Origin of the sequence: Pseudomonas sp. KK4 (assembly GCF_001984065.1) — a bacterium.
GTDB lineage: Bacteria > Pseudomonadota > Gammaproteobacteria > Pseudomonadales > Pseudomonadaceae > Aquipseudomonas.
In genome coordinates, this window is the sequence record NZ_LYVP01000004.1 from 61668 (window position 1) to 87362 (window position 25695).

Sequence of the window (25695 nt, forward strand, 5' to 3'; positions counted from 1 at the left end):
AGCAGGCAAATCTGGCATACAGCCGATAAACGGTAAATGTCATCGGCTGATATTCGGCCATTCACCGCGCGATACGGGCGTTACAGGCGCAACCTTGGCTTAAATGCCCTGTTCACTGGAGCGGGGCGGGTGTCGCCTGTTACCATTCGCCTCTTGTTCAAACTTTGCTTTTCATCTTTTCGAGACATGCCATGACCACCGTCCGCACTCGCATCGCGCCATCGCCTACCGGGGATCCTCACGTAGGTACCGCTTACATCGCATTGTTCAACTACTGCTTTGCCAAGCAGCACGGCGGTGAGTTTATCCTGCGGATCGAAGACACCGATCAGTTGCGTTCGACCCGCGAGTCCGAACAGCAGATTTTCGACGCTTTGCGCTGGTTGGGCATCGACTGGAGCGAAGGCCCGGACGTCGGCGGCCCGCACGGTCCGTACCGTCAGAGCGAGCGTGGCGATATCTATCAGAAGTACTGCCAGCAACTGGTCGACATGGGTCATGCCTTCCCGTGCTTCTGCACCGCCGAAGAGCTGGACCAGATGCGCGCCGAGCAAATGGCCCGCGGTGAAACCCCACGCTACGACGGCCGTGCGCTGCTGCTGTCCAAGGAAGAAGTCGAGCGCCGCCTGGCCGCCGGCGAACCCCACGTGATCCGCATGAAAGTGCCGAGCGAAGGCGTCTGCGTGGTGCCGGACATGCTGCGTGGCGACGTGGAGATCCCGTGGGATCGCATGGACATGCAAGTGCTGATGAAGACCGACGGCCTGCCGACCTATTTCCTGGCCAACGTGGTCGACGATCACCTGATGGGCATCACCCACGTCTTGCGTGGCGAAGAATGGCTGCCGTCGGCACCGAAACTGATCCTGTTGTACGAGTACTTCGGCTGGGAACAACCAGAACTGTGCTACATGCCGCTGCTGCGTAATCCGGACAAGAGCAAGCTGTCCAAGCGCAAGAATCCGACTTCGGTGACGTTCTACGAGCGCATGGGCTTCATGCCCGAAGCGATGCTCAACTACCTGGGGCGCATGGGCTGGTCGATGCCGGACGAGCGCGAGAAGTTTTCGCTGCAGGAAATGGTCGACAACTTTGACCTCAAGCGTGTTTCCCTGGGCGGGCCGATTTTCGATATCGAGAAACTGTCCTGGCTCAACGGTCAGTGGCTGCGTGATCTGCCGGTAGAAGAATTCGCCGCGCGGGTGCAGAAGTGGGCCTTCAACGCTGAATACATGATGAAGATCGCGCCGCACGTACAGGGCCGGGTTGAAACCTTCAGCCAGGTTGCACCGTTGGCAGGCTTCTTCTTCGCCGGTGGCGTGAATCCGGACGCCAAGCTGTTCGAGTCGAAGAAGCTCTCGGGCGATCAGGTGCGTCAGCTGATGCAGTTGATCCTGTGGAAGCTCGAAAGCCTGCGTCAGTGGGAGAAGGACAGCATCACGGCGACGATCCAGGCCGTAGTCGAGTCCCTCGAGCTGAAGCTGCGTGACGCCATGCCGCTGATGTTTGCGGCAATCACGGGGCAGGCCAGCTCGGTATCGGTACTTGATGCGATGGAAATCCTCGGTCCGGACCTGACCCGCTTCCGCTTGCGCCAGGCCATCGACCTGCTGGGTGGCGTGTCGAAGAAAGAAAACAAAGAGTGGGAAAAGCTGTTGGGCAACATTGCCTGATTGCCCCGGCAGGCGCTGCTGCGGGCTGCGATCTTTTGGCTTTGGCTTTATGGAGCAAGAACAAAAGATCGCAGGCTTCGCCAGCTCCTGCGGGACGCTGTTGACCTCAAGGCCCCGAATTTCCGGGGGAGGGCGGTAAGTGGTTGTTATGCCGACAAAAAATTTTGAAATTTTTCGAAAATAAGTTTGACAGGCTTCCGATACGCCCTTAAGATTCGCCCCGTCCTCAGCGATGACATCAACGATGAGGGGCTATAGCTCAGCTGGGAGAGCGCTTGCATGGCATGCAAGAGGTCGACGGTTCGATCCCGTCTAGCTCCACCAATTTACACTTCAAGGTCTGGCCACACCGGCCTTGAAGCGATCAACACTCAGCGTTGATCAGTTGTATAGAAGGGTTTGCGTCCCCTTCGTCTAGTGGCCTAGGACACCGCCCTTTCACGGCGGTAACAGGGGTTCGAGTCCCCTAGGGGACGCCAGTTTTACAGAAGCGATGTTGCAAGATGTCGCTCCGCCGAGAGGCGAAAAATCCGGGGCTATAGCTCAGCTGGGAGAGCGCCTGCATGGCATGCAGGAGGTCAGCGGTTCGATCCCGCTTAGCTCCACCAATTTACAGTTCAAGGTCTGGCCACACCGGCCTTGAATCGATCAGCACTCAGCACTGATCAGTTGTACAGAAGGTTTGTGTCCCCTTCGTCTAGTGGCCTAGGACACCGCCCTTTCACGGCGGTAACAGGGGTTCGAGTCCCCTAGGGGACGCCACGATTACCCGCTCTGCGGGATTTTATAAGGGTCATTCAATTATTGAATGGCCCTTTTGTTTGTCTGCTGTTTGGCCAAATCCCCCCATTTCTTTCAAACTGTTCTTCAGACCAGCGGTCACATCCACGACTTGCAGAATATTATTATGAGAATAATATTCTAGTCGTAATATTCGGAGGCAACGATGAACGATAAAAAAGCTCAAACCCGCGAACGCATTCTCAAGGCCGCCAGCGCAGCGCTGATCCAGCGCGGCCCGGCCGAACCGAGCGTGGGCGAAGTGATGGGTGCGGCCGGCCTGACCGTCGGCGGCTTCTATGCCCACTTCGAAAGCAAGGACGCGATGATGCTGGAGGCGTTCAAACAGTTGTTGGGCCGCCGTCGTGACCTGATTGCCGACATGGATGCCGAGATGACCGGTGAAGAGCGTCGCGCCCTGGTCGCCGCGTTCTATCTGTCGCGCAAGCATCGTGATTCCAGCGAGGCGGCGTGCCCGATCCCGGCTTCGATTGGCGAGCTCGGACGTCTGCCCGAGTCGTTCCGGATTGCGCTGAACGAGCACCTGGAATTGATGGTCGCGCAGTTGGCGGCCAGTCCTGAAGACACCGACAAAGCCCTGGCCGACATGGCCTTGATGGTGGGCGGCCTGGCGCTGGCACGCGCGCTGGGGCCCGGTGATTTATCCGATCGATTGCTGCGCGCTGCCAAGTCGGCGGTGCGTTGACCTGAAGGCAGCAGCCTGAGGAGAGAGCGATGAGCACGTTGAAGTGGGTTCGTGGCGTTAATGGCACCTTGGGTTGGTTTGCTCCGAAACTGGTCGCAAGCAAAATGCGGCTGGCGTTCATGACGCCGCGAAATTTCCAACCGCGTGAGTGGGAATTGCCGCTGCTGTCCAAAGCCGAGCGCATCACCTTGCGTTTCGGGCTCTCGGCCTTGCGTTGGGGGAACGGCCCGGCGGTGTTGTTGATGCACGGCTGGGAAGGTCGGCCCACACAGTTTGCCAGTCTGATCAACGCCCTGGTCGATGCCGGTTACACCGTGGTTGCCCTCGATGGCCCGGCACACGGGCGTTCGCCGGGGACCGAAGCGAATGTCGTGCTGTTCGCCCGCGCCATGCTCGAAGCCGCCGCTGAATTGCCGCCATTGCAGGCGGTCATCGGTCACTCCATGGGCGGCGCCAGTGCCATGCTTGCCGTGCAACTGGGCCTGCGCACCGAAACCCTGGTCAGTATCGCCGCACCCGCGCGCATCCTTGGCGTACTGCGTGGTTTCGCCCGCTACGTGCGTTTGCCTCCCAAGGCCAGATCAGCCTTTATCCGTCAGGTCGAGAGAGACGTCGGCATGCGTGCAGCGACGCTGGATGTCGCCCACTATCAGCTCGACATGCCCGGCCTGATCGTCCATGCCGAAGACGACAATTTCGTCTCGGTCAAAGAGTCGCAATTGATCCACGAGGCCTGGTTCGACAGTCGCCTGTTGCGCCTGGAGGAGGGCGGTCATCAGCGGGTACTCGCCGACCCTCGGGTAATAGATGGCGTGTTATCACTGCTGGCCGGTCGCAGCCTGCAATCGCGCCAATCGGCCTGAGCATCCGTTACACTGCCCCGGTCGACATAAACTGACCGGGAGTGGGGCATGGGCTGGGATCGGGCAACGCCATTTATCATTGATCTGCAAGTGGGCGCCGAAGACATCGACGGGCTGGGCCACGCCAACAATGCGGTGTACGTGACCTGGCTCGAACGCTGCGCATGGCGTCATTCTCAGCGCCTGGGCCTGGATCTGGTCGAGTATCGCCGACTGGACCGGGCGATGGCAGTCGTACGGCATGAGATCGACTACCTGGCAGCCGCCTACGAAGGCGATGAACTGCAATTGGCGACCTGGATCGTCGATTGGGACCAGCGCCTGAAAATGACCCGCCATTTCCAGCTCAAGCGCCCCAGCGACAATTCGACACTGTTGCGTGCGCAAACCACGTTCGTCTGCATCGAACTGTCCACGGGCAAGCCCAAGCGTATGCCGAGCGAGTTCATCGAGGGCTACGGGCCGGCCATTCAAGTGCCGGCCTGACCTTGCCACAAGGGCACACTCAAGTCTTTCGCTCGATAATCCAGTAAACTGCCCCACGTTTTTCGTCGAGTGTGTTTTTCATGCAAATTGCTTTGGCGCCCATGGAGGGGTTGGTCGACAACATCCTGCGCGACGTGCTGACCCGAGTGGGCGGCATCGATTGGTGCGTGACCGAGTTCATCCGGATCAACGATCAACTGCTCACGCCCGCGTATTTCCACAAATTCGGTCCTGAATTGCTCAACGGTGCCCGTACCGCTTCCGGCGTGCCGCTGCGCGTGCAACTGCTCGGATCGGACCCGGTGTGCCTGGCGGAAAACGCCGCGCTGGCCTGCGAGTTGGGTTCGCAAGTGATCGACCTCAACTTCGGCTGCCCGGCCAAGACCGTGAACAAGTCCCGTGGTGGCGCGGTATTGCTCAAAGAGCCCGAGCTGCTGAACCAGATCGTCGAACACGTTCGTCGCGCGGTGCCGGCGCACATCCCGGTCACCGCCAAAATGCGCCTGGGCTTCGACAGCCCCGACGGTTCGCTGGTCTGCGCCACGGCCCTGGCCGAAGGGGGCGCGGAGCATATCGTGGTTCATGCCCGGACCAAGACCGACGGCTACAAGCCGCCGGCCCATTGGGAGTGGATCCCGCGGGTGCAGGACGTGGTCAAGGTGCCGGTGTTCGCCAATGGCGATATCTGGAGCGTCGAAGACTGGCGTCGCTGCCGCGAGATCAGCGGCGTGGAAGACATCATGCTCGGCCGCGGCCTGGTGTCGCGCCCGGACCTGGCCCGGCAAATCGCCGCCGCACGGGCCGGCGAAGCAGTCGTCGAGATGACCTGGGCCGAGCTGCTGCCCCTGATCCAGGACTTCTGGCTGCAAGCCAAGGCGCAGATGACGCCTCGTCAATCGCCGGGTCGTTTGAAGCAATGGCTGGCGATGCTGACCCGCAATTATCCGGAAGCGGTAGAGCTGTTCACCGTGCTGCGGCGTGAGACTGAACTGGATCAGGTCTCGCGTTTGCTCGGCCTGGAAGTGGCGCAAGCCGCCTGAAAAAAATCTCGAAATAATCTCTTGAAATGCAATCAGCGGTCCCTATCTAAGGGTTACGCGATGCCGAATTCGGGTCGTGGAGACAAAAAAACTTGCTGATTGTTTTCAGGAGATTTGAATCATGACTACTGCATTTTCCCTGGCACCTCTGTTCCGTTCCTCGGTGGGTTTCGACCGTTTCAACGACCTGTTCGAAACCGCCCTGCGCAACGAACCAGGCAGCACCTACCCACCCTACAACGTCGAAAAACACGGTGACGATCAATACCGCATCGTCGTGGCGGCGGCCGGTTTCCAGGAAGAAGACCTGGAACTGCAAGTGGAGAAGGGCGTGCTGACCATCAGTGGCGGCAAACGTGATGCCAGCGAAGGCGTGACCTTCCTGCATCAAGGCATCGCCCAGCGTGCCTTCAAGCTGTCCTTCCGTCTGGCGGACCACATCGAAATCAAGTCCGCGGGCCTGAGCAACGGTCTGTTGAGCATCGACCTGCTGCGGGTGATTCCGGAAGAAGCCAAAGCCAAGCGCATCCCTATCAACGGAGCGCAAAAGCCGGCTCTGCAACATTGAGTCAGGCCACTGGCTGAAAAAAAGACCCCGAGTGATCGGGGTCTTTTTTTTGCAGCGGGTTTTCACCGCGCTCAGGTCCAGCCGTAGCGAACCAGGTGAAAGAAGATCGGCGCCGCGAAACAGACCGAGTCCAATCGGTCGAGCATGCCGCCATGGCCTTCGATCATGTGCCCCCAGTCCTTGACCCCACGATCGCGTTTGATGGCCGACATCACGATGCCGCCAGCGAATCCCAACAGGTTGATCAGCAAGGCGATGAGCAGTGACTGCCAGGGGGCGAAGGGTGTGATCCACCACAATGCACAACCGATCAGGGAGGCCAGCACAATGCCCCCGACGAAGCCTTCCACGGTCTTGGACGGTGACAGGTTCGGGGCAATCTTGCGTTTGCCGAACAGTTTGCCGCAGACGTACTGCAGCACATCCGACATCTGCACCACGATCACCAGATAGGCGATCAGCAGCAGGTTTCGCCCCTCATAGTCCGGGATGTCCAGAGTCAGCAGGGCTGGCACGTGGGACACGCAGAACACCGCGATCATCAGGCCCCACTGGACTTTCGAGGCACGTTCGAGGAAGTGCGTGCTGTCACCGCCAAGGGACGCCAGGATCGGCAAGAGTAAAAACACGTAGACCGGAATGAAGATCGAGAACAGTCCGTACCAGTCGTAGTAAATCAGCAAATACTGCAACGGCAGCGTCAGATAGAAGGCCGCGACCAGTGCCGGGTAGTCGCTGCGGCGGGTCGGTGTGAGGGTCAGGAATTCGCGCAGGGCGTAGAAGGACACCAGGTAGAACAGCACAATCACCGCGGTCGTGCCGAGCCAGAAAGCGACACCGATCACCAGCACCATCACCCACCAGGCGTTGATCCGCGCGTTGAGGTTGTCGATCACCGGATTGGGCGCGCCATGGCTGCGGCGCTTGAGAACAAGGCCAATCAGCGAGGCCAGCAGCAGAAACCCGCCAATCGCGCCGAACAACATCAGGGTTTGTCTATCCATGTCAGGCATGCTCCCCGGCCAGGCTCAGCAGCGCGTGGCGGCTGCGTTCGAGAAACTGCGCCTTGCTTTCGTCCTGATCCACGGTCAGCGCAGCGCCGAAACTGATGGTGCACAACAGCGGCAGCGGCAGGACTCGCCCCTTGGGCATGACGCGGTTGAGGTTGGCGATCCAGACCGGAATCAATTGCGCCTGGGGATATTGTTTGGCCAGGTGGTACAACCCGCTTTTGAACGGCAACAAGCCTTCCTCAAGATTGCGCGTACCCTCGGGGAAGATGATCAGCGAGTCGCCGTTTTCCAGGGCATCGAGCATCGGCTGCAAGGGGTTGTCGGCAGCATCCTTGCGCTCTCGGTCAACCAGTACGCCGTTGAACACCCGATTGATGATGTAGCGGCGCACCGTGCTTTTGAGCCAGTAGTCCGAGCCGGCCACAGGTCGGGTGATGGTACGCAGGGTGGGGGGCAGCGAGGCCCACAGCAGAACGAAATCGCCATGACTGCTGTGGTTGGCGAAATAGATGCGCTGCACCGGTTCCGGTGCGCAACCGAGCCACAGGCTGCGGGCGCCGGTCAGGAGGCGGGCAGCCGAGGTAATGACGGTGGCAACCACGGGTTCGAGCATGATGTCTCCTTATCCGGCAAAGGTCAGCCAGGGGCTGGCGAGGATGAATGCCAGCGCCACCAGCGTTTGTGCTGCCACCAGCAGGGCCTGGCGGCGCAGCAGGTTGAGGGCGCCGGTGATGCGTTCACTCCAGGGCCGGCCCCCGCGGTTCGCCGGCTGCAGATTCAGCGCCGTCAGCGCCTTGTCCAGGGATTGTGTTCGTTCATCAAGGTCATCCTCGCCAGTGGCCAGGTGCTGGAACAGATCGGCATCGAAGGCGACCCGCAGTGCCCAATATTTTTGCCACAGGCCAAGAACCAACAGGGTGCTGCCGCAGACCAGGCCCCAGCCCCCCGTGCATGCCATCACGTACTGACTCAGGCCAAGCAAGGCCCCGAGCAGGGCGAGCCCGGTGGACATCCGATCCAGCGAGCGACCACGCCGCAACAGGCTGGCCGTCACGTGCAACTGCATTTCAATGGACACAGGGATGCTCCAGGATGAGTGACTGCTCCAGCGCCTGCCGTTGAAGTGGGCCCAGTACGACCCCAGGCCGCGCGCGTCGAATCAGCTGGATCGCTTCATCGACACTGGAGGCCCGCCCGCTGTGCACGAGCCAGGCGGCCAGCGCCGTGGCGCTGCGCGAGTAACCCAGGGCGCAGCAGACCAGCAGCGGGCCGTGTTGGCGCAGGCTTTCGATGGCGCTTGCCGCCTCCCGGCATTGCAGGCCCGTGGGGGCCGTCAGGTCCAGGACCGGCAGCGCGCGATAGGCAATCGCGCCCGGGTCGATCGACAGCTCGGCACACAGGTCCAACATCGCTGTGAAGGGACCGTACTCGAGTGCCTTTCGGGTCGGTAAGCGCCCCAGCCAGACGTTATCAATCACCTGATCGGGCTGTGGGTGCTTGCGAGTCCACAGGCGTGAATTGAGCCAAGCGGCCGCAAGGTAGGGGGCGAACAGCCAGCGTGCGGCAGCGGACAGGCGTCCGTCGGCGCGTTTCTGAAAACCCGCCGCGCCTAGCACCGCGTAATTGAAGGCCACGAGCAACAAGGCCAATGCGGGCCAGAGTAACCACAGCCAGACGCCCGAAAAGCCGAACGCCGGGACCGCGAACAACGCTGCACCCAGCAGGTAATACAGCGCCAGGCGCCAGCGTTTTCTCTGGGTTGCCAGACGTGCATCGTGCAGCGGGCCGGCACCCTCCAGTGGCCACAGCCAGACGCACACCCAGCCGAGCAGGGCGCCGGTGGGCAGGTCGATGAAATGGTGCTGATAGGTGGTCAGCACTGAGACCCCGATCAGGGTGAACCAGGCATGCACCAGTACACGCCAGCGCCCGTGCAGATACCGCTGATAGCAACTCCACAACACCACCAGCAACGCGATGTGCAGGGAAGGCGCCTGATTGAACGGTTTGTCAAAACCTGCAAGCACATCGAACAACCAGCCGAACATACCCTCGAGTTCAGGTCGGGCGAAGGTGAAGCGCAGCGGCCAGATCAGGAAACAACTGACGGCGACCAGTTGAGCGGTGAGCAGACGCAAGGCGTGGCGTTTGAGGGCCAGGCGGCTGGCCGGGAGCAGCAGTGACAGGCCGTACAGCAGGTCGATGGACCAGTAGGGCACGATGCTCCAGTCCCAGAACGGTATGTGGCTTTCCCAGTCGAACACCAGGCTGCCGACGTCGTCGCGTTGAGTGGTGACCCAAGTGGCAAAACCATAGGTTCCAAAGAACACAGGGGCCAGGAGCAATAGCCAGAGCACCGCAGGCTTGAGCAGGCCCGGCTCGCGTAGCGTGGTTGCGTCACGCAGCATCACGACACCCGTTGCGCGACGGACACGCTGAAAATGCCCCATCGATCGACGCGCATGCCGACCTTGCGAAACCCCGCAGCCTCCACCAGTTGATCCATTTCCACCTGGGTGCGTCGACGCATGACCCACGCCTGGCCTTCGCGGTGGCTGGTCAAGGCGCGGGCGATCAGTTCCAGTTGCGGGTGCCAGGGTTGGCCGGTGTACACCAGATAGCCGCCAGGCTCGACGGCGTCGGCCAGCCCGGCAAGAGAACGACTGACCATTTGGTTGTTGGCGAACAGTTCGTACAGGCCGGACACCACCGCCAGTGTCGGCCTGGGTTGCAGAGCTGCCAGATCGGCGCGATCAAAGGCGTCGCCCTTGACGAATCGGGCGATCCCTTCCAGCTGTTTTTCCCGGATCAGGGCATTGCCGTCACGCACGTTGATGTCGCTGTAGTCGCGCAGCAATATCGACTCGGGCAGCGGATCGACGCCCTGCAAGGCTTCGAGAATGTAGCGCCCGTGGCCGGCTGCTATATCGACGATGCGCACTTCGCGGCCTTGGTCACGCAGGCGGGCCATGGCCATGCGCAGTAATTGCTCGACGTGCACCTTGCGTTGGCGGATACCCCGCCAGCCGATGGAGTTCAGGTAATTGCGATCGATCATGCGACCGATACCCGACGTGCCGGTGGGCCGACTGCGGTAGACATAGTCCAGTGTGCTTCCGGAATCGAAGCCGGTATCGAACCCCAACTTGATGCCCGACGACAGCCGGCTGCCCAGGCGCAGGCTGGCGCGGGTGATGCGCCAGTACAGATCACGCAGCGAGTTGCGCGGCAGCGGCGTTGCCAGTCGCTCGGATTCGGCACAGGTCAGGCCCAGGCGATCGGCGGCCAGCAGGGAGGGCCGGTCAGGCGCCCGTTCAAAGTTCTCGAGGATGAAGCGCCGTGCGCTGGCGATGGCGGGGCCGCGATCCCTTTCGCCCAGGGTGTCGTGGAAAAATCCGGGGAGGATGTGTTTTTCCTTTTGCAAGGTGCCCAGGCGTTCGAAAAACTGTTCCTGGGGTTTGCGATGCACAACGAAATCCGCACCGGAGATCAGCAGCTGGGTGGGGATCTGGATGGCCTGGGCGTCCGCCACGACCCGTTCGGCGGCCTCGTAAAGACCAAGCAAGACATTCACCGAAATGGCCTTGGTGATCAGCGGGTCGTTGTCATAGCTGGCAACACGCTCAGGGTCATGGCTGAGGAAGCGTGCTTTTACGTAACTGTTAACGAAAAAGTTGCCTCGAAATGTGCGCATCAGCGCCAGCCCCTGGCGTGCGAAAGGCGCGTAGAGCTTTACCTTGAATGCCGGTGATGCCAATACCAGTGCGCGGATGCGCGGGGCGTAATCGTGGGCCCAGGTGGCCACGATCACGGCGCCGACACTCTGGGCGATCACGGCGAGATTTTCTTCCTCGATCCCGTAGGTCGTGGCCAGGTGTTCGCAGAAGGTTTGCACGTCACGCACGCTGGTAGCGAAATCCGGGCTGTCGCCCCGGGCGCCGGGAGAGAGGCCATGGCCACGGGCGTCCCAGGCAAAGAAATCCATGTCAGGCAGATTCAGTTCGTCCACCACATGGGCGATGCGTTGCGAATGCTCATGGCCACGGTGAAACAGCAGGATGCCCTTGCGCGGTTCGTTCCGGGCAGGGCTGGCTGGCCAGTATCGGTAGAACAGTTCCACGCCGTCGTGGGTGGTGAATGTCTGATGTCGTGCTTCTCGCATCGTCACTTCCTTATGTTGCAGGGCTGTCTTGTCGAGCTTCCCTGAGGCCCTGACGGACCCGGTTTATCAGCGTGCCGATCAACAGCGCTGCAAGGACTGCGAACACTGCGTTTATCCACGCAGCACCCATCCAGCCAAGGGCAATCGCAGTGGCCAGGCAGCCGAGCACGAAAGCCCGGTCACTTTTACCCATGGGGCCGTCATAACGCCGCGAAGCGCCGATCATCGGCCCGAGTACGCCAGCGTATTCGCTGAACAGGGCGAGCAGGGTCACCAGCAGCACCAGCCACAGGCTGACGTCGGGAAGCAGAGCAAAAGGAAGAATCAGGGCGCAGTCGGCGACGATGTCACAGAGTTCGTTGAGGTAGGCACCCAGGCGCGACTGCTGGTTGAATTCCCTGGCCAGCATGCCGTCGATGGCATTGAGGGCCATGCGCGCGATCATCCAGGCCGGCACCAGGGCGAACACCCAGGGGTGATGCACGAAGGCAGCGATCAGCACGCCCACCAGCACCGAGCCGATGCCGGCTATCAGGGTGATCTGGTTGGCCGTGGTGCCGTTATTGAACAATCGTCGAACCAAAGGTCGCAGGAGGTTTTGAAACGCAGGTTTGATCTGGTAGATGCTGGGCACTTCGATCGGATCTCGGCCGGTTAGAGTTTTTCCAGTGTAGATGCCATCCCTCTGTTAGCTCGGATCAGACGCGTCCTGATTTTGTGTAGGACGCATCCGCAACCGGATCTGCTCATCAACAGGTCGCTTGACCTTGAAATGCAATACGCCCGATGCAATGCACCGGGCGTCTGCAAGCGTTCAAAGGCCAGCTTCAACGCTGTCCGGTGAACTCCGTGGAATTGATGGCACGTGGATGCCGAGACGAAAACAGCAAACCCCCCGCAATCTGCCAGATCACCGCAAACGCCCCCACCAGGAACACAATGTCGCCGAACGTGCGAACCCAGCGCAGGGTTTGCAGCAGGTCCTGCTGCATGAATGCTTCGCTGCGGGCGTACCACAAGCCCTGGCTGGCGCTGGCGTAGAACTGCAGGATGCCGATCGGCAACAGGCTGGTGACGATCATCAGCATCAGGCCGCCGTTGAGCCACCAGAAACCGGTGCTCATCAGGCGATCGTTGAACTGCAGGTTCGGCCGCAGGTAGCGCAGGATCAGCAGGCTGAAGCCCAGTGCGAGGGAACCGTAGACCCCGAACAGCGCGGCGTGCGCATGCAGCGGCGTCGTGTTCAGGCCCTGGATGTAATACAGCGCGATCGGTGGATTGATCAGGAAGCCGAACACCCCGGCGCCGAGCATGTTCCAGAACGCCGTGGCGATGAAGAACTGCAACGGCCAGCGAATCCGCGCCATCCACGGCGCACGTTCCTTGAGGCGCCAGTTTTCCCAGGCTTCGTAGCCCAGCAGAATCAGCGGCACCACTTCCAGTGCACTGAAGGTTGCACCCACCGCCATCACCGGCGTGGTGGTGCCGGCAAAATAGATGTGATGGAAGGTGCCCGGTACGCCGCCGAGCATGAACAAAGAGGCGGAGCCGAGGGTAGCGGTGGTGGCCAGGCGCTTGGACACCAGGCCCATGCTGGTAAAGATGAACGCCAAGGCGGTGGTGGCGAACACTTCGAAGAAGCCTTCGACCCACAAGTGCACCACCCACCAGCGCCAGTACTCCATGACCGATAGATTGGTCCGCTCGCCGTAAAACAGCCCGGCACCGTAGAACAGTCCGATGGCGACCACAGAGGCGGCCAGCAGCGCCAGCAGGTTTTTATCCCCGGGCTGGCGCAGGGCAGGGACCATCGCCCGTAGCATCAACACCAGCCAGAACACGATCCCGGCGAATTTGGCGATCTGCCACAGCCGTCCCAGATCCACATATTCATAACCCTGGTGACCGAGCCAGAAACTCCACTGCTGCGGCATCAATTGGGCGATGGCGAGGAAGTTGCCGGCGTAGGAGCCGACCACCACCAGCACCAGCGCCCAGAACAGTACGTCAACCCCCAGCTTCTGCCATTTCGGATCTTTGCCGCCATTGATGAACGGCGCCAGAAACAGCCCGGCTGCCAGAAAACCGGTGGCGATCCAGAACATCGCACTTTGCAGGTGCCAGGTGCGGGTCAGCGAATAGGGGAACCATTTCGAAAGCGGCAGCCCATAAAAATCCTGCCCTTCGACTGTGTAGTGAGCGGTCAGGCCGCCCATCAGCACCTGAAAGCCGAACAGCGCACCCACCAGCAGCAGGTATTTGCCCAGGGCTTTTTGCGAGGGCGTGAGTTTGATCAGGCTCAGCGGGTCCTGGGCCGGAACCTTTGCCTCGCCTTCTTCGTGGTTGCGCAGGAAGGCCCAGCCCCACACCAGAAAACCGATCCCCGCCAGCAACACGACGATGCTGACGATCGACCAGACCATGTTCTCGGCGGTCGGGCGATTGTCGATCAACGGCTCATGGGGCCAGTTGTTGGTAAAGGTCGCGCTCTGACCATCCCGTTCGGTGGCGGCAGCCCAGGCAGTCCAGAAGAAAAACTGCGTCAACTGCTCGCGCCGGGCGGCGTCCGGCAGGGTGTTTTCTTTCATCGCGAAGTGTTCGCGGCTGTTATGCAGCGAAGGGTCGTTGCCGAACAGTGCGTGGTAGTAGGTGGCCGTTTGCGCGATGGCCTGGGCCCGGCGTTCGCTGAGCACCAGGGTGCCATCCACCAGGCGATTGCCGCGATACTCGCGTTTGAGTTGATGGCGCAGCGCGGCCTGTTGATCGTCATCGAGGTCCTGGTAGGCCTTGGCGTATTGCTGCTGGGCTGCCAGTTCCAGCCAGGCGAGCAGTTCGCGGTGCAGCCAGTCGGCGGTCCAGTCCGGTGCCTGATAGGCGCCGTGGCCCCAGATCGAGCCCAGTTGCATGCCGCCGATGCTCTGCCAGGCCGTTTGGCCGTCGAGAATGTCGGTGTCACGGAACAGCGTCTCACCGTCGGCGTTTTTCACCCGTTCGGGGATCGGTGGCGCCTGTCGGTAAATCTCGTGGCCGAACCAGCCGAGCAGACAGAAGGTCACGCCGAGGACGCCAATCAGCGACCACCATAATTTGCGGTATTCACCCATGGATCACCTCAATTTCAAAAAAAAAAGCGCCCGCATAACGAGTATGCGGGCGCAAAAAACCGGCCAAGTGATCGGGAAGAGAGGCCGGGTGTTGCGCGGGAGAATGATCGCCTGCCTGCGATCATCCATCATCGTGACGGCCGGTCACGCCGTCGTCCGATTGCGTGGGATCCAATTTACGGCGCAGCCGGGATCGCGTCACTTGTACACAGGGACAGTGGCGTCATGTATGGGTTTAAGCGATTCATACATAGGTATGAACGTGCGCAGGCAGCGGTAGGGGCGCTACCTCAGGAGCTGTTGAAACTCCTCCACCGGCAACGGCTGGCTGTGCAGGTACCCCTGATAGAAGTGACAACCCAGCCCCTGCAGAAACTCCAGCTGTTCCGGCGTCTCCACGCCTTCGGCAATCACCTTCAATTCCAGGCTGCGGGCCATGGCGACGATGGCGCGGATGATCTCGGCGTCGTTGGGGTCGGTGGTGGCGTCGCGAATGAACGACTGGTCGATTTTCAGGGTGTCGACCGGCAGGCGTTTAAGGTAGGTCAGCGACGAGTAACCGGTGCCGAAGTCGTCCATGGCGAAGCTCACGCCGAGTTTTTTCAGCCGGCGCATTTTGCTGATGGTGTCCTCCAGGTTCTGGATCACGATGCCTTCGGTGATTTCCAGTTTCAGCAGCGAGCAGGGCAGGCCATGGCGCGCCAGGCTTTCCTCGACCCGCTCGACGAAATCGGTCTGGCGGAACTGGCGCGGGCTGATGTTCACGCACAAGCTGAAATCCAGTGGGTCGATCAGGCCGTTGACGATCAGCTGTCGGCAGGCCTGGCAGGCTTCGTCGAGAATCCAGGTGCCGACCTCCAGGATCAAGCCGCTGTCCTCCAGCACCTTGATGAACTCGTTAGGCGATTGCGCACCCAGTTCCGGGTGATTCCAGCGCACCAGTGCCTCGGCGCCGACGATGCGGTTATTGCGGGCATCGAGTTGCGGCTGGTAATGCACGCGAAACTCGCCCCGGGACAGTGCCAGGCGCAGGTCGGTCTCCATGCGCAGCCGCTCGCTCGCCGCCTTCTGCATGGTGTTGTGGTACATCTGCGCGGTGTTGCGCCCCGAATCCTTGGCCCGATACAGCGCGATGTCGGCGCGTTTGAGCAGGTCGGTGGGCGTGGAGCCATGGTCGGGGATCAGCGCGATGCCGATGCTCGGCGTGACTTGCAGGCGCTGGCCGTCGAGGAACATCGGCTCGGACAGCAGCTCGCGCAGGGTATCGGCCAGCTCCCGCACCTGAATGCTGACGTCGTTGCGCGAACCTTCGAGGCCGCTGAGCAGCACCACGAATTCATCACCGCCCAGGCGCGCCACGGTGTCTTCCATGCGCACGCTGGCTTCCAGGCGTGCGGTGATGATTTTCAGCACGGTGTCGCCCACCGGATGGCCCAGCGAATCGTTGATGTGCTTGAAGTGGTCCAGGTCGAGGAACATCAGCGCACCGCGCAGGTTATGGCGCTTGAGCAGGGCGATCTGCTGGCTCAGGCGATCCATCAGCAGGGCGCGGTTAGGCAGGTTGGTCAGTGGGTCGTGATAGGCCAGGTGGCGGATTTGCGCCTCGGCGTTTTTCAACAGGCTGACATCGCGAGCGGTCAGCAGCAGGCACGCGGTTTCATTGAGGGTGATCGGCTCCACCGAGACTTCGACCGTCAGCAACTCGCCGCGCTTGTTGCGCCCGAGCATTTCCTGATGGTGCACCCGGCCCTTGATCTGCAGTTCGGCCAGCAATGCCGAGCGTTGTTTCTCCTCGGCCCAGATCCCCACCTGATACACCGTGCGGCCCACTACTTCGTCGGCGCGATAGCCGGTGAGGCGGCAGAAGCCATCGTTGACCTCCAGATAGCGCCCGGTGTCGCGCTCGGTGATGGTGATGGCGTCGGGGCTGGAGTGGAACGCCTTGGCGAACTTCTCCTCGCTGGCCTTGAGTGCGGCTTCCGAGCGTTGCTGCTGGGTGATGTCGCGCAGGGTAGTGACGACGCACGGCTGATCGCCGACGCTGATCTGACGGCTGGAAATCACGCAGGTCAGCAATTGCCCGTCCTTGTGCAGGACAATGATCGCCACATTGTTGAGCGCCTGTTCGCGGATCACCTGTTCGATGCGCTGCAGGCTTTTCGCCGAGGCGTCCCACAGGCCGATTTCGTCGGCGCTGCGGCCGATCACATCGTCGGTGGTCCAGCCGAAGGTCTGGGTGAAACTGGAGTTGATCTCGATGAATTGCCCGGTGTCCTGGTGCGTCACGCAGATTGGGTCCGGGCTGACCTGGAACAGCGTGGCGAATTTCTCTTCGGACGCCACCAGCCGTTGTTCGCGCTCGACCTGGTCGGTGATGTCGAGCAGCGTGCCGGCCATGCGCAGCGGCAGGCCGTTTTCGTCGCGATACAGGCGAGCGCGGCTTTCCAGATAACGGGAAGTGCCGTCGGGCAATTGCACGCGGTAGGTCAATTGATAGTTGCCGGCCGGGCCTTCGCGCAGGCTGCGGTAGGCGTCGCGCATGGTGTCGCGTTCCTCGCCGGGCACACCCTCGAAAAACTCTTCGAAGGATTCATGGAAAGGTTTGGCCTCCAGTCCGTGCAACTGCGCGGCGCGGGCCGAGCCGTAGAGCATGCCGCTGGGGATGTGCCAGTCCCAGGTGCCCAGTTGCGCCGAATCCAGCGCCAGGTCGAGGCGTTCCTGGCTGTCCTTGAGCGCATGTTCGGCAGCCTTGCGCTCGGTGGTGTCGAGGAAAGTGCTCAGCAGATAAGGCTGGCCTTCGAGTTCGACCTTTTGCGCGCTGAGGATGCCGTCGTGAATCTGGCCGTTGCTGGCGCGAAACTGCACCTCCATGCTGATCAACTCGCCCTTGTCCCGGGTGGCCTTGACCAGCGCCAGGCGCTGCTCGGGATGCACCCACAGCCCCAGTTCCACGGTGGTGCGGCCGATGGCGTCTTGCACCGGCCAGCCGAACAGGCTTTCGAAGTACTGGTTGGCCTCGGTGATCAGGCCATCTTCCTGGCGGGTCAGCAGCACCATGTTCGGGCACAGGTGGAACAACGTGGCGAAGCGCTTCTCGGAACTGCTCAACGCCTGTTCGCGCTGACGCTGGTGGGTGATTTCGCGAATCACGCCGATCATCCGCGGCCGACCGTGTTTGTCCGGCAGCAGGCTGCCGTTGATTTCCAGCCAGTGCAGGCTGCCGTCGGGCCAGCGGATGCGGTGGTGCATCGCTTGCTCCAGCGGCGCGCCGGCGATCACTGCATGGAAGGCCCGAACGGTTTTCGCCCGGTCTTCGGGGGGCAGCAAGTCGAGGTATTCCAGATCCTCCGGCAGCGGTTGTCGCGGATCGAAGCCAAACAGTGCCTGGGTACCCCGCGACCAACTGATCTGCCCGCGCTCGATATCCCAATACCAGGCACCCAGGCGTGCGCCATTGAGGGCGGCCAGCAGTTGCGGGGCACTTTCCCAGCTTTGCTCGGAGCGTTTGGGGTCAAGTGCCTGGATTCGCGGCATCGGCGGAATACGGTCAACAGATTTCGGCATTGGCAAGCCTTGGACTGAGTTAAGCGTTTGGCGCAGGATTTCGCGGCTCTATAGGAGTAGCACAAGTTAGCCTTGAATCCCTGGCAGATCGATTTGAGCATCCAGCAAGGCCATGAAGGCCCTTGCGGCGTTCGACAGCGTCCGTTCCGTGTGCAGGATATAGCCTAGCTGGCGCGAGAGCTGTATGCCCGGCAAAGGTATGCGTGCCACCTGATCGTCGAGCATGGTGCGCGGCAAAACGCTCCAGGCCAGGCCGATCGACACCATCATCTTGATGGTTTCCAGGTAATTGGTGCTCATGGCGATGTTCGGTGTCAGCCCCTGGGCCTCGAACAGGCGCTGGACGATGTGGTGGGTGAAGGTGTTACCCCCGGGAAACACAGCAGGGTGTTGGGCGATGTCCGCCAGGCTGATCCTGCCGTTGTTGAGCAGCGAATGCTCCGGGGCGACCACGAAGTCCAGCGGGTCGTCCCACACCGGCGTCGCCTTGACCAGTGCGTGGGGCTCCGGCGCCAGGGTGATGACCGCCAGTTCCGCGCGGCCGTGGAGGATTTCCTCGTAGGCCACTTCCGAATCCAGAAACTGAATATCCAGCGCCACCTCAGGGTAGTGCCGGGTGTACTCCCTTAATAAAGGTGGCAAGCGGTGCAGGCCGATGTGGTGACTGGTGGCCAGGGTCAGACGGCCGGTCACTTCCCCCGTGAGGTTGGTCAGCGCACGGCGCGTATCATCAAGGACATTGAGGATCTGGTAAGCGCGGGGAAGCAGGGCGCGGCCAGCCTCGGTCAGGCCGACTTCTCGGCCCAGGCGATCGAACAGCCGCACCTTCAGTTGCTGCTCCAGCCCGGCGATGCGTTTGCTGATCGCCGGCTGTGTCAGGTGCAGCCGTTCGCCCGCGCCGGAGAAGCTGCCGGTCTCGGCGATGGCAATAAAGGCATTGAGGTTGGCCAGGTCCATGGTCGCATTCCAGTTGGTTATCCAAAGCATAAAAAATATGAATTTGAGTTATTTAATGTAACCCCATAGGATCAGCCTCACAAGCCAAAGGGTTATTGAAATCGTCAAAGCCCGGGGCATAGAAACAAGCTGATGAGGAACCGTCTGATGGCCGGCAAAACGCTCTACGACAAGCTCTGGGATTCGCACTTGGTCAAACAGCGCGACGATGGCTCTGCGCTGATCTACATCGATCGTCACATCATCCACGAAGTGACCTCGCCGCAAGCCTTCGAAGGCCTGCGTCTGGCCGGGCGCAAGCCATGGCGCATCGATGCCAACATCGCGACCCCGGACCACAACGTACCGACCACCCCTGAACGCAAGGGCGGCATCGAAGCCATTGCCGACCAGGTCTCGCGTTTGCAGGTCCAGACCCTTGATGACAACTGTGATGAATACGGCATCGTCGAATTCAAGATGAACGACGTGCGTCAGGGCATCGTTCACGTGATTGGTCCGGAGCAGGGCGCGACCTTGCCGGGCATGACCGTGGTGTGCGGCGACTCCCACACCTCGACCCACGGCGCCTTCGGTGCGTTGGCCCACGGTATCGGCACTTCCGAGGTCGAGCATGTGCTCGCCACCCAGTGCCTGGTCGCCAAGAAAATGAAGAACATGCTGGTTCGCGTTGAGGGCAAGCTGCCGTTCGGCGTGACCGCCAAGGACATCGTCCTGGCCGTGATCGGCAAGATCGGCACCGCCGGCGGTAACGGCCATGCCATCGAGTTTGCCGGCAGCGCGATCCGCGATCTGTCCGTCGAAGGCCGCATGACCATCTGCAACATGTCCATCGAGGCCGGCGCTCGCGTGGGGTTGGTGGCGGCTGACGAAAAAACCGTGGCCTATGTAAAAGGTCGCCCATTCGCCCCGAAAGGCGCGGAGTGGGACTTGGCCGTCGAAGCCTGGAAAGACCTGGTGTCCGACGCCGACGCGACGTTCGACACCGTGGTCGAGCTCGATGCGACCCAGATCAAGCCACAAGTGAGCTGGGGCACCTCGCCGGAAATGGTCCTGGCCGTTGACCAGAACGTGCCGGATCCTGCGAAGGAAATGGACCTGGTCAAGCGCGGCTCCATCGAACGCGCCTTGAAGTACATGGGTTTGACCGCCAATCAGGCGATCACCGACATACAACTCGATCGCGTATTCATCGGTTCCTGCACCAACTCGCGGATCGAAGACCTGCGTGCCGCTGCCGTCATCGCCAAGGGCCGCAAAGTGGCCTCGACCATCAAGCAGGCCATCGTGGTGCCGGGTTCGGGTCTGGTGAAGGCGCAAGCCGAGTCGGAAGGCCTGGACAAGATTTTCCTCGAAGCCGGTTTCGAATGGCGTGAGCCAGGTTGCTCGATGTGCCTGGCGATGAACCCGGACCGTTTGGAGTCCGGCGAGCATTGCGCCTCGACCTCCAACCGTAACTTCGAAGGCCGTCAGGGTGCCGGTGGTCGTACTCACCTGGTCAGCCCGGCCATGGCCGCCGCCGCCGCGGTAAACGGTCGTTTCGTCGACGTCCGTGAATTGATCTGAAAGGAGCGCAGCATGAAAGCTTTTACCCAGCACACTGGACTTGTCGCGCCTCTGGATCGTGCCAACGTCGACACCGACCAGATCATCCCGAAGCAGTTTTTGAAGTCGATCAAGCGCACCGGTTTCGGCCCTAACCTGTTCGACGAATGGCGTTATCTGGATGTGGGGCAGCCCTACCAGGACAACTCCAAGCGTCCGTTGAACAAGGACTTCGTCCTTAACGCCGAGCGTTATCAAGGCGCCAGCGTGCTGCTGGCCCGGGAGAACTTCGGTTGCGGCTCCAGCCGTGAGCACGCGCCGTGGGCCCTGGAAGAGTACGGTTTCCGCAGCATCATCGCGCCAAGCTATGCCGACATCTTCTTCAACAACAGCTTCAAGAACGGTTTGCTGCCGATCATCCTGAGCGACGAAGAAGTCGATGAGCTGTTCAAGCAGGTCGAGGCTGATCCGGGCTATCAATTGCAGATCGATCTGCAAGCCCAGACCGTGACCCGTCCGGATGGCAAAGTCCTGAGCTTCGAGATCGATGCGTTCCGCAAGCACTGCCTGCTCAATGGCCTGGACGATATTGGCCTGACCTTGCAGGACGGCGATGCGATTGCGGCGTTCGAGAGCAAGCACCGGGCGAGCCAGCCCTGGTTGTTTCGTGACGCGTGATTGATCTGAATGTTAGGTAGACAGGGTTGGGCCCATCGCGAGCAAGCTCGGCTCCTACAAGGATCCGTGAGCGCTACGCATCTCTGTAGGCGCCGAGCTGGCTCGCGATGAGGCCCGGCCACACACCACAAGACTCACCCCCAAAAGGAAGTCCCCATGACCCGCACCGCCCAGCACAGCCAGGTAGTCCAGAAACAATTCGGTGAACAGGCCGCGGCCTATCTGAGCAGCGCCGTTCACGCTCAAGGCACCGAATTCGCTCTGCTACAGGCCGAAGTGGCGGGGCGGGGCGATGCCCGGGTCCTGGACCTGGGCTGCGGCGCCGGTCATGTGAGCTTTCAGGTGGCGTCGCTGGTGAAGGAAGTGGTGGCCTACGACCTGTCCCAGCAGATGCTGGATGTAGTCGCCGCTGCCGCGGCGGATCGCGGCTTGAGCAACGTGTCCACGGTCAATGGCGCGGCCGAACGCCTGCCCTTTGCCGATGGCGAGTTCGACTTCGTGTTCAGCCGCTATTCGGCGCATCACTGGAGCGATCTGGGGCTGGCCCTGCGGGAAGTGCGTCGGGTGTTGAAGCCTGGCGGCGTGGCAGCCTTCATTGACGTGTTGTCACCGGGCAGTCCGTTGTTCGACACTTACCTGCAAAGCGTCGAAGTGCTGCGCGACACCAGCCATGTGCGCGATTATTCCGCCGGCGAGTGGTTGCGTCAGGTCAGCGAAGCGGGGTTGCACACCCGCAGCACCGCCCGTCAGCGCCTGCGTCTGGAATACAATTCCTGGGTCGAGCGCATGCGCACACCGCAAGTCATGCGCGCGGCGATCCGTGAGTTGCAGCAGTCGATGGGCAATGAAGTAGGCGAATATTTTCAGATTGAGGCCGATGGTTCGTTCAGTACCGATGTAATCGTACTGATGGCCGAACGATAAGCATTTTCCGGGCGCGCCATGGGCGCGCCGACTGATGACATGAGGAAAGCATGAGCAAGCAGATTCTGATTCTTCCAGGCGACGGTATTGGCCCGGAAATCATGGCCGAAGCGGTCAAGGTGCTGGAACTGGCCAATGACAAGTTCGCCCTGGGCTTCGAGCTCAGCCATGATGTGATCGGTGGTGCAGCCATCGACAAGCACGGCGTGCCACTGGCCGATGAAACCCTGGAACGTGCCCGCGCTGCCGATGCGGTGCTGTTGGGCGCCGTTGGCGGCCCGAAATGGGACACCATCGAGCGTGACATCCGCCCTGAACGCGGCCTGCTGAAAATCCGTGCACAACTGGGCCTGTTCGGCAACCTGCGTCCGGCAATCCTTTACCCGCAACTGGCCGAGGCTTCCAGCCTGAAGCCGGAAATCGTTTCGGGCCTGGACATCCTGATCGTTCGCGAGCTGACCGGCGGTATCTACTTCGGCGCACCGCGCGGGACCCGTACCCTGGAAAATGGCGAGCGTCAGTCCTACGACACCCTGCCGTACAGCGAAAGCGAAATCCGTCGCATCGCCCGTGTCGGTTTCGACATGGCCATGGTGCGCAACAAGAAGCTGTGTTCGGTGGACAAGGCCAACGTGCTGGCTTCCAGCCAGTTGTGGCGTGAAATCGTCGAGGAAGTGGCCAAGGACTACCCGCAGGTCGAACTGAGCCACATGTACGTCGACAACGCCGCCATGCAACTGGTGCGTGCGCCGAAGCAATTCGACGTGATCGTCACCGACAACATGTTCGGCGACATTCTGTCCGACCAGGCCTCGATGCTCACCGGTTCCATCGGCATGCTGCCGTCGGCGTCCCTGGACACCCACAACAAGGGCATGTACGAGCCTTGCCACGGTTCGGCGCCAGACATTGCCGGCCAAGGCATCGCCAACCCGTTGGCGACCATCCTGTCGGTGTCGATGATGCTGCGTTACAGCTTCAACCAGCAGGTTGCGGCCGACGCCATCGAAAAAGCCGTCAGCCTGGTGCTGGATCAGGGCTTGCGCACCGGCGACATCTATTCGTCCGGTTGCACCAAAGTCGGTACGCAGCAAATGGGTGACGCAGTAGTCGCCGCGCTGCGGAATCTGTAATCTCTCGGGCCCGCTGCCATTTTCATCCCCGAAAGCAGCGGCCCACTTTTCAAGAAGGTGTAGTTGCGATGAAACGTGTAGGTCTGATCGGTTGGCGCGGTATGGTCGGTTCCGTGCTCATGCAGCGGATGCTGGAAGAGCAGGATTTCGATCTTATCGAGCCGGTGTTTTTCACCACTTCCAATGTCGGTGGCCAAGGCCCGTCCGTGGGCAAGGACATTGCTCCGCTCAAGGACGCTTACAGCATTGAAGAGCTGAAAACCCTCGACGTGATTCTGACCTGCCAGGGTGGCGACTACACCAGCGAAGTCTTCCCCAAGCTGCGCGAAGCCGGCTGGCAGGGTTACTGGATCGACGCCGCTTCCAGCCTGCGCATGCAGGATGACGCGGTGATCGTGCTGGACCCGGTGAACCGCAAGGTCATCGACCAGCAACTGGATGCCGGCACCAAGAACTACATCGGTGGCAACTGCACCGTCAGCCTGATGCTGATGGGCCTGGGCGGTCTGTTCGAGGCCGGTCTGGTGGAGTGGATGAGCGCCATGACCTATCAGGCGGCTTCCGGCGCCGGCGCGCAGAACATGCGTGAGCTGATCAAGCAGATGGGCGCGACCCACGCCGCTGTCGCCGATCAACTGGCCGATCCGGCCAGCGCGATCCTCGACATCGACCGTCGTGTGGCCGAAGCCATGCGCAGCGACGCCTACCCGACCGAAAACTTCGGCGTACCCCTGGCCGGCAGCCTGATCCCTTGGATCGACAAGGAACTGCCGAACGGTCAGAGCCGTGAGGAGTGGAAGGCCCAGGCCGAGACCAACAAGATCCTCGGTCGCTTCAAGAGCCCGATTCCGGTGGACGGCATCTGCGTGCGCATCGGCGCCATGCGCTGCCACAGCCAGGCGCTGACCATCAAGCTGAACAAAGACGTGCCGATCGCCGATATCGAAGGGCTGATCAGCCAGCACAACCCTTGGGTCAAGCTGGTGCCGAACAACCGTGATGTCAGCATCCAGGAGCTGAGCCCGAACAAGGTCACCGGCACCCTGAACATCCCGGTCGGCCGTCTGCGCAAGCTGAACATGGGCTCGCAATTCGTCGGCGCGTTCACCGTCGGCGACCAACTGCTGTGGGGCGCGGCCGAACCGCTGCGGCGCATGCTGCGGATCCTGCTCGAGCGTTGATCGCTTGAAGCCATGAAAGAACCCGCGCCTTGAAAGAGGTGCGGGTTTTTTTATTCCTGGCAGCCTGATGTGTTTGGGGTGTCTGTGCCGGCCTCTTCGCGAGCAAGCCCGCTCCCACAGTTTTCTGTGGTGTACACGAAATTTCGACACATCTGTGGGAGCGGGCTTGCTCGCGAAGAGGCCAGTACAGGCACCACAAATCCCCGCGCAATTGCTTGCTTCCCAGCCACCCGGTAAAGTGCCGCTCCCCCCGTTTCGCCAGAGGTAGAACCATGAGCCAGTCCTTCGATATTGCCGTGATCGGCGCCACCGGTACTGTCGGCGAAACACTCGTGCAGATTCTCGAAGAACGCGATTTTCCGGTCGGCGACCTGCACCTGCTGGCCAGCAGCGAATCCGCCGGGCATTCGGTGCCATTTCGAGGCAAGAACGTCCGGGTGCGTGAAGTCGATGAGTTCGATTTCAGCAAGGTTCAGCTGGTGTTCTTCGCCGCAGGCCCTGCCGTGACCTTGAGTTTCGCCTCGCGGGCCACGGCCGCCGGTTGCTCGGTGATCGACCTGTCTGGCGCCTTGCCAGCCGATCAGGCGCCGCAAGTGGTGCCGGAAGCCAACGCGCAGGTGCTGGCCGGGCTGAAAAAACCATTCCTGATCAGCAGTCCCAGCCCATCGGCCACCACCCTGGCGGTGGTGCTCGCACCGTTGCTGGGCTTGCTCGATTTACAGCGCATCAGCCTGACTGCCAGCCTGGCGGTGTCTGCCCAGGGGCGTGAAGCGGTGACCGAGCTGGCGCGGCAAACCGCCGAGCTGCTCAATGTGCGCCCGCTGGAGCCGACGTTCTTCGATCGGCAAATGGCCTTCAACCTGTTGGCTCAGGTCGGAAAGCCCGACGAGCAAGGTCATACCCTGCTGGAAAAACGCCTGGTGCGAGAGCTGCGACAGGTCATGGCGCTGCCTTCTTTAAAGATTTCTGTCACTTGCATTCAAGCCCCGGTGTTTTTTGGCGATAGCTTTAGCGTGACTTTGCAATCGGCAAGCGAGATCGACCTGAGCAAAGTCAACGCGGCGCTCGAAGATGCCCCGGGCATCGAACTGGTCGAAGCGGGCGATTACCCGACGCCGGTCGGCGACGCGGTAGGGCAGGATGTGGTCTACGTTGGTCGGGTGCGTCACGGTATCGACGACCTGTCGGAACTAAACCTGTGGCTGACGTCAGATAACGTACGCAAGGGCGCGGCGCTCAATGCTGTGCAGCTGGCCGAATTGTTGATAAAAGACCTGCTGTAAAAGATACTTGGCGACAATTTTTCGAATGTTCCGTG

21 protein-coding genes and 4 tRNA genes are annotated in these 25695 nt (G+C 61.2%); 16 read left to right on the plus strand and 9 right to left on the minus strand.

Annotated elements, in window-relative coordinates:
- The first annotated feature begins 191 nt into the window (after positions 1–191).
- From gltX to B0W55_RS02575, 10 genes are all read left to right on the plus strand, one after another.
- Positions 192–1673 (plus strand): glutamate--tRNA ligase, encoded by a 1482-nt coding sequence (gene gltX, locus B0W55_RS02530; RefSeq protein WP_077044468.1) that lies wholly within the window; start codon positions 192–194, stop codon positions 1671–1673.
- Between the two features lie 248 nt (positions 1674–1921).
- Positions 1922–1997 (plus strand) — tRNA-Ala (locus tag B0W55_RS02535).
- A gap of 79 nt (positions 1998–2076) precedes the next feature.
- Positions 2077–2152, plus strand: a tRNA-Glu gene (locus tag B0W55_RS02540).
- A 53-nt stretch (positions 2153–2205) separates the two neighbouring features.
- Positions 2206–2281 (plus strand) — tRNA-Ala (locus B0W55_RS02545).
- A gap of 78 nt (positions 2282–2359) precedes the next feature.
- Positions 2360–2435, plus strand: a tRNA-Glu gene (locus B0W55_RS02550).
- A 184-nt stretch (positions 2436–2619) separates the two neighbouring features.
- The gene (locus B0W55_RS02555) at positions 2620–3159 is read left to right on the plus strand and encodes a TetR/AcrR family transcriptional regulator (RefSeq protein WP_077044469.1); all 540 of its coding nucleotides are present in this window, start codon (positions 2620–2622) and stop codon (positions 3157–3159) included.
- Positions 3160–3188: 29 nt separating this feature from the next.
- Positions 3189–4022 carry an alpha/beta fold hydrolase gene (locus B0W55_RS02560; RefSeq protein WP_077044470.1) on the plus strand — a complete coding sequence of 278 codons (834 nt, stop codon included), beginning with the start codon at positions 3189–3191 and terminating at the stop codon, positions 4020–4022.
- A gap of 48 nt (positions 4023–4070) precedes the next feature.
- The gene (locus tag B0W55_RS02565; RefSeq protein ID WP_077044471.1) at positions 4071–4508 is read left to right on the plus strand and encodes a thioesterase family protein; all 438 of its coding nucleotides are present in this window, start codon (positions 4071–4073) and stop codon (positions 4506–4508) included.
- 80 nt (positions 4509–4588) lie between these two features.
- Complete coding sequence (locus tag B0W55_RS02570; protein ID WP_077044472.1) at positions 4589–5548, plus strand: tRNA-dihydrouridine synthase; 960 nt, start codon at positions 4589–4591, stop codon at positions 5546–5548.
- A gap of 121 nt (positions 5549–5669) precedes the next feature.
- Positions 5670–6116 (plus strand): Hsp20 family protein, encoded by a 447-nt coding sequence (locus tag B0W55_RS02575; protein ID WP_077044473.1) that lies wholly within the window; start codon positions 5670–5672, stop codon positions 6114–6116.
- 71 nt (positions 6117–6187) lie between these two features.
- Here B0W55_RS02575 and B0W55_RS02580 read toward each other — a convergent pair whose 3' ends face one another.
- From B0W55_RS02580 to B0W55_RS02620, 9 genes are all read right to left on the minus strand, one after another.
- Positions 6188–7120: a phosphatidate cytidylyltransferase gene (locus tag B0W55_RS02580; RefSeq protein WP_077044474.1), complete on the minus strand. Its 933-nt coding sequence runs from the start codon at positions 7118–7120 to the stop codon at positions 6188–6190.
- Position 7121: 1 nt separating this feature from the next.
- Complete coding sequence (locus tag B0W55_RS02585) at positions 7122–7742, minus strand: 1-acyl-sn-glycerol-3-phosphate acyltransferase (protein WP_077044475.1); 621 nt, start codon at positions 7740–7742, stop codon at positions 7122–7124.
- Between the two features lie 9 nt (positions 7743–7751).
- Positions 7752–8207: a hypothetical protein gene (locus tag B0W55_RS02590; RefSeq protein WP_077044476.1), complete on the minus strand. Its 456-nt coding sequence runs from the start codon at positions 8205–8207 to the stop codon at positions 7752–7754.
- Positions 8197–9537 carry a phosphatase PAP2/dual specificity phosphatase family protein gene (locus tag B0W55_RS02595; RefSeq protein ID WP_077044477.1) on the minus strand — a complete coding sequence of 447 codons (1341 nt, stop codon included), beginning with the start codon at positions 9535–9537 and terminating at the stop codon, positions 8197–8199. Before B0W55_RS02595 ends, B0W55_RS02590 begins: the two co-directional genes overlap by 11 nt.
- Entirely contained in the window at positions 9537–11291 is a 1755-nt protein-coding gene (locus B0W55_RS02600; RefSeq protein ID WP_077044478.1) for a bifunctional alpha/beta hydrolase/class I SAM-dependent methyltransferase, read from the minus strand. The genes B0W55_RS02595 and B0W55_RS02600 overlap by 1 nt, the downstream gene beginning before the upstream one ends.
- A gap of 10 nt (positions 11292–11301) precedes the next feature.
- Positions 11302–11925, minus strand: coding sequence for a CDP-alcohol phosphatidyltransferase family protein (locus B0W55_RS02605; RefSeq protein ID WP_077044479.1), 624 nt, complete (start codon positions 11923–11925; stop codon positions 11302–11304).
- 193 nt (positions 11926–12118) lie between these two features.
- The gene (locus tag B0W55_RS02610) at positions 12119–14395 is read right to left on the minus strand and encodes a nitric-oxide reductase large subunit (RefSeq protein WP_077044480.1); all 2277 of its coding nucleotides are present in this window, start codon (positions 14393–14395) and stop codon (positions 12119–12121) included.
- A 285-nt stretch (positions 14396–14680) separates the two neighbouring features.
- Positions 14681–17959 carry a PAS domain S-box protein gene (locus tag B0W55_RS02615; RefSeq protein WP_077044481.1) on the minus strand — a complete coding sequence of 1093 codons (3279 nt, stop codon included), beginning with the start codon at positions 17957–17959 and terminating at the stop codon, positions 14681–14683.
- A 66-nt stretch (positions 17960–18025) separates the two neighbouring features.
- Entirely contained in the window at positions 18026–18916 is an 891-nt protein-coding gene (locus tag B0W55_RS02620; RefSeq protein ID WP_077044482.1) for a LysR family transcriptional regulator, read from the minus strand.
- Positions 18917–19063: 147 nt separating this feature from the next.
- Here B0W55_RS02620 and leuC point away from each other — a divergent pair, with 147 nt between their 5' ends.
- The 6 genes from leuC to B0W55_RS02650 all read left to right on the plus strand — a co-directional run bounded on the left by leuC (position 19064) and on the right by B0W55_RS02650 (position 25660).
- Entirely contained in the window at positions 19064–20482 is a 1419-nt protein-coding gene (gene leuC / locus B0W55_RS02625; RefSeq protein WP_077044483.1) for a 3-isopropylmalate dehydratase large subunit, read from the plus strand.
- Between the two features lie 12 nt (positions 20483–20494).
- Positions 20495–21139 carry a 3-isopropylmalate dehydratase small subunit gene (gene leuD, locus B0W55_RS02630; protein WP_077044484.1) on the plus strand — a complete coding sequence of 215 codons (645 nt, stop codon included), beginning with the start codon at positions 20495–20497 and terminating at the stop codon, positions 21137–21139.
- 156 nt (positions 21140–21295) lie between these two features.
- Complete coding sequence (locus B0W55_RS02635) at positions 21296–22063, plus strand: class I SAM-dependent methyltransferase (protein ID WP_077044485.1); 768 nt, start codon at positions 21296–21298, stop codon at positions 22061–22063.
- A 50-nt stretch (positions 22064–22113) separates the two neighbouring features.
- Positions 22114–23196 (plus strand): 3-isopropylmalate dehydrogenase, encoded by a 1083-nt coding sequence (gene leuB, locus B0W55_RS02640; RefSeq protein ID WP_077044486.1) that lies wholly within the window; start codon positions 22114–22116, stop codon positions 23194–23196.
- A gap of 68 nt (positions 23197–23264) precedes the next feature.
- Positions 23265–24377: an aspartate-semialdehyde dehydrogenase gene (asd, locus tag B0W55_RS02645; RefSeq protein WP_077044487.1), complete on the plus strand. Its 1113-nt coding sequence runs from the start codon at positions 23265–23267 to the stop codon at positions 24375–24377.
- Positions 24378–24649: 272 nt separating this feature from the next.
- Entirely contained in the window at positions 24650–25660 is a 1011-nt protein-coding gene (locus tag B0W55_RS02650) for an aspartate-semialdehyde dehydrogenase (RefSeq protein ID WP_077044488.1), read from the plus strand.
- The last annotated feature ends 35 nt before the right edge of the window (positions 25661–25695 follow it).